12 protein-coding genes and 2 pseudogenes are annotated in these 13524 nt (G+C 43.8%); 5 read left to right on the top strand and 9 right to left on the bottom strand.

What is annotated here, in order from left to right; translation table 11 throughout:
• Positions 1 to 201, top strand: a complete 201-nt coding sequence (locus A4V03_RS05640) for a hypothetical protein (RefSeq protein WP_007478170.1) — start codon at positions 1 to 3, stop codon at positions 199 to 201.
• 341 nt (positions 202 to 542) lie between these two features.
• On the opposite strand, the gene tnpC is transcribed toward A4V03_RS05640, so the two are convergent.
• The 3 genes from tnpC to A4V03_RS05620 all read right to left on the bottom strand — a co-directional run bounded on the left by tnpC (position 543) and on the right by A4V03_RS05620 (position 3105).
• Positions 543 to 2303, bottom strand: a complete 1761-nt coding sequence (gene tnpC / locus A4V03_RS05630; protein ID WP_065538243.1) for an IS66 family transposase — start codon at positions 2301 to 2303, stop codon at positions 543 to 545.
• Between the two features lie 87 nt (positions 2304 to 2390).
• A complete protein-coding gene (gene tnpB, locus A4V03_RS05625; protein WP_065538242.1) occupies positions 2391 to 2735 on the bottom strand; it encodes an IS66 family insertion sequence element accessory protein TnpB in 345 nt (114 codons plus the stop codon).
• Between the two features lies 1 nt (position 2736).
• Complete coding sequence (locus A4V03_RS05620) at positions 2737 to 3105, bottom strand: hypothetical protein (protein ID WP_065538241.1); 369 nt, start codon at positions 3103 to 3105, stop codon at positions 2737 to 2739.
• A 545-nt stretch (positions 3106 to 3650) separates the two neighbouring features.
• Here A4V03_RS05620 and A4V03_RS05615 point away from each other — a divergent pair.
• A complete protein-coding gene (locus A4V03_RS05615; protein ID WP_011202384.1) occupies positions 3651 to 4352 on the top strand; it encodes a DUF6088 family protein in 702 nt (233 codons plus the stop codon).
• A 9-nt stretch (positions 4353 to 4361) separates the two neighbouring features.
• Positions 4362 to 5378, top strand: coding sequence for a nucleotidyl transferase AbiEii/AbiGii toxin family protein (locus tag A4V03_RS05610; RefSeq protein WP_065538240.1), 1017 nt, complete (start codon positions 4362 to 4364; stop codon positions 5376 to 5378).
• 45 nt (positions 5379 to 5423) lie between these two features.
• Here A4V03_RS05610 and A4V03_RS05605 read toward each other — a convergent pair.
• From A4V03_RS05605 to A4V03_RS05595, 3 genes and pseudogenes are all read right to left on the bottom strand, one after another.
• A pseudogene (locus A4V03_RS05605) lies at positions 5424 to 6728 on the bottom strand (TraM recognition domain-containing protein); the annotation flags it as partial.
• Positions 6729 to 6832: 104 nt separating this feature from the next.
• The gene (ltrA, locus tag A4V03_RS05600) at positions 6833 to 8497 is read right to left on the bottom strand and encodes a group II intron reverse transcriptase/maturase (RefSeq protein WP_065540306.1); all 1665 of its coding nucleotides are present in this window, start codon (positions 8495 to 8497) and stop codon (positions 6833 to 6835) included.
• A 630-nt stretch (positions 8498 to 9127) separates the two neighbouring features.
• A pseudogene (locus A4V03_RS05595) lies at positions 9128 to 9844 on the bottom strand (YWFCY domain-containing protein); the annotation flags it as partial.
• A 126-nt stretch (positions 9845 to 9970) separates the two neighbouring features.
• On the opposite strand from A4V03_RS05595, the gene istA reads away from it, so the two are divergent.
• Both istA and istB read left to right on the top strand, forming a co-directional pair.
• Entirely contained in the window at positions 9971 to 11536 is a 1566-nt protein-coding gene (gene istA / locus A4V03_RS05590; RefSeq protein ID WP_065538200.1) for an IS21 family transposase, read from the top strand.
• A complete protein-coding gene (gene istB, locus A4V03_RS05585; protein WP_065538199.1) occupies positions 11526 to 12299 on the top strand; it encodes an IS21-like element helper ATPase IstB in 774 nt (257 codons plus the stop codon). Before istA ends, istB begins: the two co-directional genes overlap by 11 nt.
• Positions 12300 to 12481: 182 nt before the next feature.
• On the opposite strand, the gene A4V03_RS05580 is transcribed toward istB, so the two are convergent.
• The 3 genes from A4V03_RS05580 to A4V03_RS05570 are packed head-to-tail and all read right to left on the bottom strand — an operon-like array spanning position 12482 to position 13506.
• On the bottom strand, positions 12482 to 12685 hold the full coding sequence (locus A4V03_RS05580) for a DUF3873 domain-containing protein (protein ID WP_065538238.1): 204 nt from the start codon (positions 12683 to 12685) through the stop codon (positions 12482 to 12484).
• Between the two features lie 19 nt (positions 12686 to 12704).
• Positions 12705 to 12917, bottom strand: coding sequence for a hypothetical protein (locus tag A4V03_RS05575; protein ID WP_065538237.1), 213 nt, complete (start codon positions 12915 to 12917; stop codon positions 12705 to 12707).
• 55 nt (positions 12918 to 12972) lie between these two features.
• Entirely contained in the window at positions 12973 to 13506 is a 534-nt protein-coding gene (locus A4V03_RS05570; protein ID WP_065538236.1) for an antirestriction protein ArdA, read from the bottom strand.
• Positions 13507 to 13524 lie beyond the last annotated feature (18 nt).

Here is a 13524-nt window from a genome sequence, read left to right as displayed (position 1 = left end):
ATGCTACAACAGAACAATGAGAACCGTGAGATTTGCAAATTGAGCAAAGAAAGTCATAAATACCTTGTAAATAAAGGAAAAAATGCAGATTCATCTAATATTCCTTTATGTGCTATTATCGGGCTGGTCTATGGGCTGAAACACAAGGAAAAGAGATTCACCTTGTTCTTTTGTATAGGATTGGTTATTGGGTTAGGATGAGCAATTTATATGCTACTGCTAATAAGGTCAATGTAAATCAAAGGAATATGAAACTGAAATATATATTGAATGCTATACTATTTGTTTTGGCATTATCTTTTTTGTCTATGTGTATATTTAAGACTACAGAGTTAAGTTTAAAATGTATGCAATTTGCTGTATCTATCTCTTGTATAGGAGCAATGTTTTCTACAAAAAGATATAGATACATATTTGCATCTATTGCTTTAATCATTATAGGAATATCTTTTTCAGTAATCATTCTATTTTCCGCCACGACAATTTTATCGGCTGTTTTTCAGCCGATAAAATAAAAATGCCCGCAAGAAAATATTTTTGTTTTAACATTCCGGTTTATAAAAACATGGTAGAAGAGTCTTCTTGTCGCAGTCCTTACCATGAAGAATACATTCGAACAGGTGCTTCAGGTAATCCTGAGGGTCTATGCCATTAAGCTTACAGCTTTCTATCAGAGAGAAGATGAATGCCGAGTTTTCTGCCGCATCCTCACTGCCTATGTTCATACAGTTCTTGAGCAACAGCTTTACCGGTTTCATCCTTTGTTCACAGAGGTTGTTCGATATTTCCGCTGCACCGTCCTTGAGGATATTTCTCAGGGACTTCCACTGGTTTAACGTATAATTGACAGCCTTTCTCATCAGTTCGTTAGCCATAATCTTCGCATCCTGCATCATCATGACCACCTTATGATGGATACTTTCAAGGATCGGTCCTGTAAGCTTCCGTCTTTTCCCCTTTATCTGCTCACCGCTGAGCTTCATGGTGCGGAACAGATCTTCATTCATGAACATATCGCCGATGGAGTCTATTATCTCCATCGCTGTCCTGTCCGAAGGCAAGGCGTCAACCCACAACCTTCTGCAGTGCGTCCAGCATCCTATATGAAGCACCTTTGAGTCTTCTCCATCAAACATTCTGTAAACCGTATATCCGTCAGTGGAAAGGGTCCCCATAAAATGTTCCAGGAACGACTTCGTCGCATCGGATGACCTGCTGCCGTTGTTATAGTGGTAATAGACCATCTTCATATGCTTTGCAAAGAATGCCCATAAGTACTTTCTCCTGTAAGCCTTGCCTTCCTTTGTTTCGACGCCTACAAGTTCGGTCGTCTCATCAACCATAAGATATTCAGCCTGCTGTACAAACCCCTTGAATACCTCTCCGATAAAACCCTTGAGTTTGGCGATTCCGTTATGGATATAGCTGTTCAGTGTGGTATTGCTTATGTGGATGCCCTCTCTGGCAAGCAGTCTTATCTGCCTGTTCTCCGGCATGCTGAAGTCGTATTTCAGACAGAGCAGACGGGCAAGCAGTTCAGGAGAGAAGATGCCTCCAAGGTCTTTCAGCGGATGTTCCATCGTGTTCGCGAAAGTGCCGTCCGCAAGCTTCACCCTTGCCACCTTGTAGACATGCTCCACGTTATGAGCCCTTACATGTTCTATGACCCTGTATTCCCACACATCAGGCATACCGTTGCGGTTCATGAACCGTCCTCCTTCGGGAAGCGTGTAATACTCGTCCACTTCATGTACTACTACTTTGTCAACTTTCAATTTGGTTTTCACGGCACGTGGTGCAGTTTCCTTTCTTCTTGAAGGTTGGCTGTCCTGTGCAGGTGTGCTACCAGAAGTGGTACTGCTGCCGGTTTCGTTACCGTCAGCCTTATCGTTGTCATCATCCTTTCTGTCAGAACCGTCATATTCGGACTTATGCAGTGCAGACTTGTCAAGGTTACGGTTGTTCAGCAGTTTTCTTTGCTCGGATGTACGGCCGAAACGGTGTTTCCTGTTGTCCTCAAGCTGAAGCCTGAGATTGGAAATCTCGTTTGCCAGCATCCTGTTCACCTCGTCTTTCGCTTCAAGCTGCTTTCTCATAAGCTCCATTTCTTTTCGATAGTTCTCGACTGTTACGGATAATTCATTGATTGTATCAACCAGAGCCTTGGAGTTCTCCTTATTGGATTCTTCAATGGCCTTAAACCTCGCAATCAGTTCGTTTACCTGTTTGCGAAGCCCTGCCTTTTCCTCATTCGCCAGACCCAACTGGCAGCAAAGTAACTCGTATGCCCTTTCATCAATCATGATATAAAGGTACGAAAAATCAGGCAGTTACGCAAACTTTTTATCGTTTATTTTTATATCATTTTACTGATAATCAATATATTAATATTAATCTTTTGAACTAACGTACATCTTGTCAACTACAATACTTTCCGTAAGATAGACCATGTCTGACCATTGTATCCGGTAGCATTTGGAGACCTCATCAAATACCGGTTTCTTGAACTTTCCCATGACAGGACGTTTCTCGTAAAGCACATAAAAACCGCGTTCATAATGAAGTATCTTCACAACCTTCCGGTTACGGGACATGAACATATAGACGTTGGAGGCATCGCTCGGGTCAAGTGACATCTCTTCCCTTATACTCTCACATAATCGGAAAATACCTTTCCGCAGATCAACATTACCGTTGAACAGGTAATAGTTCAGGTTAGCACTCAGTCCCAGCATGTCATCCTATCATTTTATTAAGCAACAAGCTCAAATCAAGAACTGTGGTGTTTCTCAGGAACAGCGTTGCGCCTGATGCCAATTGTAATTTTACCCATCTTATCGGAGCTTCACCTTCGGGCTGTCTCACTTCCATTTTCACGGTTGGACTGTTGCAGGGATTGCCGGTTATCTGGACTTTGGCAACCTTGGGGTGATCAACCTGAACTGTCTTGCCTAACTTCTCACTCCATAGCTGGTGGCGCTGCCAGTTCATGAACTTGTCGTAATTCACTCCATAATCCGCACAGAACTCGCGAAGGTCTTTGGTTTCGCAGCACAGCTGATAGAGGTCGTACACCTCTTGGTAGTTTACTTTTTCTTTTGCCATAATCTTTGTTAGTAATTGGTTATGGCGCAAAGATATGCTGGGTTGCGATGCGTGTCAAGGCGGAAAATAGAATGGTTACTCTTTTTCACTTTAAATGTCCATAATAACGATAATGATTTGATTATTGAATGGTATAATAATAGTCCAGTCTACAGATAGCGACTAAAAACGGGGGCAAGGGATGCCCGAATTTGTCCTGCGGAGCTTGAAATTATCCGGGTACGGTAAATCTCCAACTGTTGGTTGGAGATTTAAAACGGGTACAGACCGAAGTTAATCGCTTGCTTTAAACGAGCCATTTGTGAGCCATTTGTATATATTGTTTTCGGCTTATAATCAACAGTTTTACAAAAATCGCATTATACTTGTGAGCCATTTGTGAAGCGTTTATGAAGCGTATGGCAAGCCTTTGATTGAGTTTCCGTTATTCTCCTATTATCAGGTGACACGACAAAAAGAAAACATCTTCGGCAAAATCTTTGTTATGTTTTTGCAGGTGATTACATAATATACTATCTTTGCATATAGAAACAAAGGACATAAATATGGCTTCATTCAGAAAAGAGATACTTGGGCAGATTGAACGGATAGATACCGGGCGTATATTCACGTTCCGGGATTTATCGTTTGAAACGGAAAAGACCGCCAATGTTGCGGTGCTGCTCTCCGAACAGAGCCGCAAAGGGGTACTGGTACGGGTTGAAAAGGGGGCGTACTACCGTCCCAAGAAATCAGTGCTGGGGCTGGGAAAGCTGCCAGTCTATCAGGATGAACAGTTCCGCTACCTGACTGAAAAACTGAACGGCTATATCACGGGGGCTTACATCTATAACAAAATGGGGCTGACCGAACAGGTTGCCACAACCATAACGATAGCCACTCCTAACCCGGTTCGCCGTTTCCGTTTCAAGAACTTGGATATAGAGTGCGTGAAAGCCTACTGCATGGACTACCCGGATGAAAGCCTTGTCCCGTACTTGCGGCTGCTCGATGCGATAAAGGACATGAAGCGCATACCCGGAACAACCGGGCAGGACATCTACAACCGGGTCAAGAGCCAATATTTCAACGGGTACAGCCTGCCGGAACTGGAAAAAATCGTATCTTTGGCGAAAAGTTACCCGCCACGTGTCAGAAAGGTGGTGGCGGACATACTGGGCGACATCAGACAAACCGTATTGCAAACAGAAATGGCAAAGACCATTCTTCCCACGACACGGTTCAACTTGGATTATAAAACGGCATAGGACAGAAATATGAATTTACATTCGGACAAGGAAGCGTTCAAGGAAATCATCGCACTGGCGGCTGAACATTTCGGCTACGAGCAGTCGCACGTGGAAAAGGATTACTGGGTATCGAAGATACTGCGGGATATTTCCATGTCCGAATATGCGGATAAGACCTACTTCAAAGGCGGGACTTCACTTTCCAAAGCCTACGGGCTGATAGAACGCTTCTCGGAAGATTTGGACTTGTTCGTGTTCACGGGTGACAAAGGTGCGTCCAAGCAGGCTGAAAAGACATTGAACAAGAAACTTTCCAAATACATAGCCGAACTTAACAGTGACATATACAAGGAAGATTTGTCGGAAACGGGCGGTAATTACCGCAAACTGTATTTCTCGTATGACAATGTATTTCAGGGTGTGGGACTAAAAGAGCATTTGGAAGTAGAGATAAAATCCTGTGACCTGCCGGACAAAAAACTGATGTTCTACCCGGCGGACAAGCGGGTTATCAAACCGATTGTGACCGCCTTTCTTGAAAGCATCGGGCAAGAGGAACTGATAAGCACCTACGGGCTGGGAAGTTTTGAAACGCAGTGCATCAATCCCCGAAAGACTATCTGCGACAAGGTTTCAAGGCTGGTAAAGCTGTCTTACAATGAGGATGCAGCCGCACTGCTGGCAAAGCATATCCGTGACGTTTACGACTTGTCGGCACTCTACCACAATCAGGGATATAACGATTACCTACATTCGGAAGATTTCTTGGATGCCATGTACCGGGTGACGATAGAGGACGGGCTAAACAAAAACTCCCGTTCGCACTTGTCGCTGGCTGATGCTCCGATATTCAAGGATGCCGAAGCGGTCATGGCGTTACCCGAAGTGGCTACGGCGTACACTACCGATTTGAAGAAACTGACCTTTGACAAAAGCAATATGCCGCCGATAGGCACGGCTGTGGAAACATTGAAGAACCTGCACGAAATATTAGTGCGTTTTGAAGCCTACCGCACAAAAAAACAGAATGAAGAACAACCGTAAAGCTACATCGGCTGTTCTTCACTCCATACATTATATTATATACAGCTATTCTTCCTCTTTTATCAAATGGCATAGCTCCGGGTCGTTCTTAATCCGGGTTATCTCGTCCTCGACAATCTGCCGGACTTCCTGCCGGATGCGGTCATAGTTGGCTTGTATCTCCTCCTGCATCCGGTCGTTGCCGTCCTTGTCGGTGAAGTCGATAATCTGCGGCAACTTCACGTAACGGGCGGTTTCCCGCTTCACCTTTTCATTGTCCACCACGATTTCACAGTGGAAAATCTTCTGCTCTATCCGTTCATCGAAGTTGTCCGCCACAGCACCCACGAACATACCTTGCGTGAGGTTGGATATTTTGCTGGCAGGTATCAGGCTGTCCATTTGAGTGCTTATCGAGGTGGACTTCTCCCGCTGGTTGATTGTCATGCTCTGCCGTTTCTGCAATACCTTTCCGAAACGCTCCGATAGGATTTTTGCCGTTTCACCGACTACCTGACCGCTGAACACGTTGCCCACAGTGTTTTGGATTACTTTGCTTTCCTTGTCCCCGTAGTCACGGGTAAGCTGGCTGTAATCCTGAAAGCCCAATAGAACCGCAACCTTGTTGCTTCGGGCAGTGGCAATCAAATTATCAAGCCCACGAAAATATATGGTCGGTAATTCATCTATTATCACCGAACTTTTAAGCTGACCTTTCTTGTTTATCAGCTTCACGATACGGGAATTATATAAGCCCAGTGCTGCCGAGTAGATATTTTGGCGGTCAGGATTGTTGCCGACAACCAAGATTTTAGGCTCTTTCGGGTTGTTGATGTCGAGTGAAAAATCATCGCCCGTCATTACCCAGTAAAGGGCGGGTGAAATCATCCTTGAAAGCGGGATTTTCGCACTGGCTATCTGCCCCTGCAACTGTTCAACTGCCGAACTTTCCCATGCGTCCACGAACGGGGAAAGGTAGTTTTCCAGTTCGGGATAGCTGCGCAAAATGGTGAATACATCGGCATATTTCTTGTTCAACAGTTCAATGGCATGGGGGAACGTGCAATACTTACCGCCTTGATAGATACGGAGATACCAAATTATAGCCGCCAAAAGGATAATCGGGCTTTCCACGAAGAAGTCGCCCTGCTTGCTTATCCAACTGCGGTTAAGGTTAAGCATAATCGTGTAGCTCGCTTCATAAGCATCCGCAATGTCCGACATGAAGCTGGCGTTTATAGGGTTGCATCGGTGGCTCTTGCGGGGGTCGTCAAAGTTGATAACGTAAAACTTAGGCTTTACCTTGTAGCCGTCCAAGTGTGTAAGCAGGTGATTGTAAGCGATTTCTGAAAGGTCGGGGTCGGGTAGGTCAGCACCCTTACGGGTGCTTTCCCCCCTAAGAACCGTGCGTGAAAGTTTCCCCTCACACGGCTCAAGCAAACAATATTCCTTTTCAAATAGAAATACGCTCATACTTACTTCTTCTTTTTATGTGTAACACTTTGATAACAACCATCATGAACTAAACAGAGGTGGTTTCTGCCATTCTTCTGCTGGCTCATGGTGTGCCATGAGGTTTCTGCTGTTATCGGCTGTCCGCATAACACGCAGTTTCGATTTTGTCTTTCCCACATTGAGATAAGTGACCTCTTACCTTTCAAACTCATTTTCATTTTGGCAGTTCTCCTTTTTTCAAGGTATTGCTTCCATTCAGGGTCAAAAGGATTGACATCACATTTCAGTTGGGGGTATCTTTCAATCTTCGTATTGAACAGAATAGTGATTGGAATAAAATATTCCTCATGCTTTTCGTTCTTCCTTTTAACTGCAAATACCCAGTCACGACCATCAATTCTATGGAAATAGCGGTTCTTAACCCACCCTTTGCATTTGTTACCATGCCTGCGGAGTGCCCACCGCCATAACTTCTTATAGATTTGATAATCTGTCTTACGAAAGACATTTGAGGCTGCACTATGTTTGTAATAGTTTGCCCATCCGTTAAGTATCGGGTTCAATCGCATAATCAGCTCATGTTGAGCATCGCCACGGAATCGTTTGATTTCATCTTTGACTTTGCTCAACATTCGTTTTGTCCTATCTTTAGAGGGTTGTGTCAGCAGGGTATCTCCAAATTTCCGTACATTGAAACCAAGAAAATCGAAACCATCCGTTATATGTGTAATCTTAGTTTTCTCTTCTGACAGTGTCAGTCCTCTTTCTGCGAGGAAATCAGCTACCAAAGGTTTTACACTATGTTCCAATATTTCTTTAGTATCACCTGTTATAATGAAGTCGTCTGCATAACGCACCAATCTGACTTTCGGGCAGTACCATCCTGATTTTCCTGATACCCGTTCCCACGGGAAATGGGTTTCCAATAGGTTCTGTAAACCGTCAAGCGTCATATTGGCAATTGTCGGTGATATGATACCTCCTTGCGGTGTACCTTCTTCTGTCGGGAAAAGTTCTCTGTTATATACGTACCCACATTTTAGCCATTTTTGTAATATGGATTTATCCATAGGGATATTCTTCATCAACCATTCATGGCTTATATGGTCGAAACAACCTTTAATATCTCCCTCCAATATCCATTGGGCGGATGTTTTCTTGGACAGAAGCGAATGGCATCGAGCCATAGCGTCTGCCGTGCTGCGGTCTTTCCTGAAACCAAAGGAATAGTTGTCTGCTGTAGTTTCAGACACTGGTTCCAATGCCATCAGATAAAGTGCTTGCATGGCTCTGTCTTTCATTGTCGGTATTCCCAACGGGCGAAGTTTGCCGTTACTTTTCTTGATATTTACTCTTTTTAACGGTTGGGGCTTGTAGCCTCTTCTTCTTAATGTCACAATGGCTTTGAACTTCGATTGCGGAGTTGACCAAAGAATTTTATCAACCCCTGAAGTCTTCTTTCCATTATTGGAAGTAACTCGCTTGACCGCCAATGCTTTGGCATAAAACGAGTGGGTAAGTGTCCATTGCAAGGCTTTTACCTTGCCGAACTTACCTGCTTTCTGAGCTTTTACAATACGCGCTTGCAGCTTATTGACTGCCTGCTCGCACTTGTTCCAGTCTATGCTTTCCCAAGTCCGACCATTGCAGTCAGAAGACGCACACGATTTTTTGTTTTCGTACATTTGCTTTTCTTCTTTCATAAGTTCTAAAAGTTATCTTGTAAAACGTCACCATACCGGAAGTCTGCCCGCTTTCACGTAGGATAATGTTGTCAAAAACAATTCATGGTTTCGGCTCAATCCCTATCCACCCGATTACGGGATGGCATTCGCTTTCTCCGGTTCTCCTTTACCCACATATCCGTCAGATTACCTTGCGGTTCTCCTACCCTTACGGGAGATATATGGGCTTACCGTGTTTTACACCAGTACCGGGAATGGGTTAGGTCTTGCCTCTTCGCCGATGGCTCTATTGTTCACGTACCCCCAAAATTCACAGGGACAACCAGCCATTTTACCTTTTGGTTCAAGCCTGATAGCATTAGTAGGCTTGTTCGACTTAACGACGTTTATTAGCAATTCACTTACGTTGACCATACCTTCCGAGCCAAGCTCCCCAACCGCATAATGCTTGCGACCTTTGAATTTCCCTCACGGTTCATTCTTACCCTTTCGGGAGGGCTACCTTGTCCGAGCAGCTTGATACCCTTGTACAAGCGCACCTGCTCGTAGGCTACTATTGGTGAAACAATAGGTCTGCTCTATCGATGAACGATTGACAGACAGCTACTGGCGTAACTTTCCACGTCACACAAACTTATAATCATACAGGTAGAGCGCAAAACCTTTCTCGATTTGCTGTTTTATGTAACCGTTTACCACCGCATACGACTTGCCGCTGCCCGGTGTTCCCAGTACAAGGCTGGCACGGAACGGGTTCACGACATTTATCCAGCCGTTATTCCATTTCTTCTTATAGTAGAACCGGGTAGGCAGATTTACGGAATACTCGTTCTCGATAAGCCTTGTTTCCTGCTGGAAACTTTCGTTCTCGGTATTAAAGACATCTTCCATAAGGTTGTTCTTCAACAGCCGGGACATCCATGTACCCGCCATGAGCATACAGATATAGCCCGCCGACAGCGTGGCGATATAAAACACGGCATCCGCCGTGTGTGGCAGCGGAAGTTCCAGCAACCACCAGTTCAGGAAAAACAACACGACACCCGCCGCAAGGCTGCAATGTATCTTCGTCCACGTTATCTTTTCCTCTTTCACGCCCTTAGTGCCGATGCACGACAGGGCGAGGAACACCACCGCAAAAAGTTTCGTCCAAAGGACGGACGAGAACAGCCCGGTGGTGCGCTGGAAGTTCCACAGTATCTTGTCTATCACTTCAAAGGTCACTCCCCATTCTTTCAGGGTGGAGTAACAGAACCAGTACACGTTTATTCCCACGAATATAATGCTGAATGGAAAATTTAAAGTCGATTGACCCACTATTATAAAAGTCTTCTGACCCACCTTTATAACCGAAACTGATCCGCTGTGATTATAATAAAAATTGCCCCTATATAATTACCATATTTCAGTCTTGTTTTCGTACTTTACAAAGCATTTTAACCCGGTATTATTAACCGAATAAAATTTTAAAGAATGAAAATAAGAATCAAGCACATACTGCGGTGTTATCAGTCAGGAATGAGTATCCGCGGTATCAGTTCTTCTCTCCTTGTTTCACGTAATACAGTCAAACGTTATATCCGTATATACGAAGATATGGGTATAGAACTTGAGCGTCTGTTGAAAATGGACGAGCAGCATCTGCATGAGCTTTTCGGTACGGAGACTGACAAAGAATCGTCTGGATCTGCAGAGTATAAGTATCTTCAAGAACGTATACCTGATTACATGAAACGACTTAAGGTCCGTGGGACAACAAGAAGGTCCTTGTATGAGGAATATCTTAAAAATCGTCCACAAGGTTACAGCTACTGTTCTTTTTGTTTGTATATCAGACGAGAAAGGGAAGTAAAGATTCCTGTTGGACGCATAGATCATATAGCCGGTGATCAGATGTATGTGGATTTTGCCGGTGACAAACTTTATCTCTCATACGAAAGAACAGGCAATAAGGTTCCCGTAGAAGTATTTGCCGCCATACTTCCATGCAGCCAGATTACCTATTACGAGGCTGTACCATCACAAAAGAAAGAACACCTTATCCAGGCATGTGAAAATGCTTTCCATTATTTTGGAGGTGTCCCCAATGCCATAGTTCCAGACAACCTGAGATCAGCCGTAACAAAGCCTGGAGGTGTTGAACCTGTAATCAATGACGACTTTGCTGCATTTGCAGACCATTATGGATGTGTTGTCTTCCCGGCAAGAGTACGAAAGCCTAAAGACAAAGCTCTGGTTGAGAATGCTGTAAGACTGCTCTACAGGGAGGTGTATTCAAAGATGACGGGATTGAAATTCAATGATCTTGAAGCCTTGAACATAGAAATAATGAAGCATACGGATGCGTTGAACAGCCGAAAGATGTACAATCGCAACTACAGCCGTCGGGAACGTTTCCTCGAAGTCGAGAAAGACAGGCTGCATACATTGCCGGCAACAAAATTTATATCAAAAAGCCGGAAAACGGCAACTGTCATGAGAAACAGTTATGTATCGCTTAACAATCACTATTACAGTGTTCCTAAAGAGTATATCGGCGATACTGTAGAATTACTGTATGATGGGGACACAGTGGAGATATATCATAAGTTCAGACACATAACGACACATCGAAAGGATGATACACCTTTCACTTATTCAGAAAAACCGTCCCACAAACTTTCGGGAGTGCCACATGAATACAGAATCAGAATGGATGATATATACCGCAAGGCATGTGGAATTGATCCGGTATTGGAAGAGTACATAAAGCGTGTGGCCGTTGCCAAGAAATATCCGGTCCAGGCCGTACGTTCAGCCGATGGCATATTAAGTCTTGTGGAGCGTTTCGGACATGACAGGGTGGTTCTTTCATGTCAGGTGGCAATGGAATTCGGTATGTTCGGATACAACGAACTTGAAAGTATTCTGGTAAACAGGGAAGATGAGAAGTATCATGTACAGATGGAGGGACAGGCTCCAGAACTTACCCCCAAACACAGAAATCTCAGAGGCAAGGATTATTTTAACTCTAAAAACATGGATAAAAATGACAAGTAATAATAAAACAAGCAGAACTGTCGGAAAAAATATGGACAGAATAATGGAACTACTCTCCAAGTTACGTTTTTACGGTATGCTTGAAACATATAGAAATGACTGCAGGACCACATCCTCTGATGGTATGACAAACGATGAGTTTCTTAAATGGCTTCTTGAAAGCGAATATGATTACAGACGCAATGTAAGCATTGAGAGACTGATAAAGTCTGCAAACTTCAGATATAAGGCATATATGGAAAAAATAGACTATACCATAAAACGTAACCTTGACCGTAACCAGCTTGAGAGACTTGCATCTCTTGATTTTATAAGAGACGGACAGAATGTTTTCATCACGGGAAGCTCCGGTACAGGTAAAAGCTATATAGCTTCAGCCATAGGATATGAGGCATGTAAGAATGGAATAAAGACTTTGTATTCAAATGCGTCAAAGCTTATGGGACAGCTTAAAATTGCCAAAAACAAGGGCACTATAGAATCTGAGATGAAAAAAATAGAAAAGTGTCAACTGCTGATTCTTGACGATCTGTTTCTTATAGGACTGGATGCCAGGGAAAGGTCAATCCTTATGGAAATAATAGAAGACAGACACGGATTAAAATCAATCATAATAACATCACAACTTCCTGTCGAAAGCCGGTATGATGCAATTGGTGATCCTACAGTAGCTGACGCAATCCTGGACAGAATTGTACATACAGCACACAAGATTGAACTTACCGGGGATTCTGTAAGAAAGATTAATGCTAAAAAGAAATAGTATATATTGTAGATTATTATAATTGAAAATGACCCGGGTTAAAATGCATTTTTCTTTATTTAAATCTAATATTTTTTTGATGGGTCAATTTAGAGTATAATAGTGGGTCAATCGACTTTAAATTTTCCACTCTTTGTTTACTTCTGTCGTTTTCATATCCCTAAAATTTACTTATTACTCTGTTATTTCTTCGCTATCCACTCGTCACGCCTGCGGCGGCACTCGTCCAGCGTTTTGGCTACCGTGCTGAAAAGTTCGCCGTCCGTGTGGCGGTAGTCATATTGAAAATAAATCTGTCCCCTGAAAGCCGCTAAACAGCATTTGACGTATTTTTCTTCTCCCGGTGTTTGGGTAATGCTTACCCCGTTTTTGTTAAGTGACTGCATGATGTTCTATTTTTTATGGTTATAATATCAGTAAGAAAAGCAACGACAGGAAAAGCAGAGCCACGCCCAGCGCATAAACGGCTGAAAGGCAGACACGGAGCAGGAAACAGGCGGCACGAAATACGATATACGCCGTTATCGCCGTGCCTGTTCCGGCTACACTGGTGAACCGCCATGCAAGGCAGAGCAGCAACACCCGCCAAAGGATTTTATAAATGCTTTTCCGTTTCATAGCTTGGTTGTTTTAGCGGGCAGGGCTTTGACACCCCGCCCGGATTGGTATTTGATTATGCCGCACGGAACACAAAACCGTCATCAAACCAGTAATCGCACATAAACAGGTCACGGGCAAACCTTTGGTAATCAAAGTATGTTTCGGCGAAGTCGGGCAGTTCGTAGCACTCGGCGACTATTTGCGTGGCAAAGGTTTCTTCATCGTCATATTGTCCTATATACTCGTCTTGAAAGGCTTTTATCAAATCGTCCGCATCTTCTTCGCTCAAATCGTGGCTCTTGTAGTTGCACCACACGAAAAAGGCTTCCTGCTCGGTGTCGCCCAAATCCTCCACCGCATCACGCAGGGAAAAGAAATTTTCAGAAATCCAGCTTTCGCCGATTAAGCCCTCCGGCACGTTCTCCCAGTCCTGAAACATATATTCCGCATCTTCCTCGTCCTTGTGAAGTTCCCGGCAGGCTTCGTAAAACTCTTCCTTGTCCGAATAATCCGAAAGGTCGAGCCATGCGCCGGACAATGAACCGTTGTTATACTTGCCGTAAGTACCTACATAAACTTTTGCTTCCGATAATACCTTTGCTTCCATATTGCTATAATTTTTAAG

Origin of the sequence: Bacteroides caecimuris (assembly GCF_001688725.2) — a bacterium.
Classification (GTDB): domain Bacteria; phylum Bacteroidota; class Bacteroidia; order Bacteroidales; family Bacteroidaceae; genus Bacteroides; species Bacteroides caecimuris.
This window is presented reverse-complemented; position numbering and strand designations above follow the sequence as displayed.

What these genes read in the sequence shown, in the direction of transcription:
- A4V03_RS05640 (WP_007478170.1), top strand. Translation starts at nt 1, where the DNA reads ATGCTACAACAGAACAATGAGAACCGTGAGATTTGCAAATTGAGCAAA.
- tnpC (WP_065538243.1), bottom strand. Translation starts at nt 2,303, where the DNA reads ATGATTGATGAAAGGGCATACGAGTTACTTTGCTGCCAGTTGGGTCTG.
- tnpB (WP_065538242.1), bottom strand. Translation starts at nt 2,735, where the DNA reads ATGCTGGGACTGAGTGCTAACCTGAACTATTACCTGTTCAACGGTAAT.
- A4V03_RS05620 (WP_065538241.1), bottom strand. Translation starts at nt 3,105, where the DNA reads ATGGCAAAAGAAAAAGTAAACTACCAAGAGGTGTACGACCTCTATCAG.
- A4V03_RS05615 (WP_011202384.1), top strand. Translation starts at nt 3,651, where the DNA reads ATGGCTTCATTCAGAAAAGAGATACTTGGGCAGATTGAACGGATAGAT.
- A4V03_RS05610 (WP_065538240.1), top strand. Translation starts at nt 4,362, where the DNA reads ATGAATTTACATTCGGACAAGGAAGCGTTCAAGGAAATCATCGCACTG.
- ltrA (WP_065540306.1), bottom strand. Translation starts at nt 8,497, where the DNA reads ATGTACGAAAACAAAAAATCGTGTGCGTCTTCTGACTGCAATGGTCGG.
- istA (WP_065538200.1), top strand. Translation starts at nt 9,971, where the DNA reads ATGAAAATAAGAATCAAGCACATACTGCGGTGTTATCAGTCAGGAATG.
- istB (WP_065538199.1), top strand. Translation starts at nt 11,526, where the DNA reads ATGACAAGTAATAATAAAACAAGCAGAACTGTCGGAAAAAATATGGAC.
- A4V03_RS05580 (WP_065538238.1), bottom strand. Translation starts at nt 12,685, where the DNA reads ATGCAGTCACTTAACAAAAACGGGGTAAGCATTACCCAAACACCGGGA.
- A4V03_RS05575 (WP_065538237.1), bottom strand. Translation starts at nt 12,917, where the DNA reads ATGAAACGGAAAAGCATTTATAAAATCCTTTGGCGGGTGTTGCTGCTC.
- A4V03_RS05570 (WP_065538236.1), bottom strand. Translation starts at nt 13,506, where the DNA reads ATGGAAGCAAAGGTATTATCGGAAGCAAAAGTTTATGTAGGTACTTAC.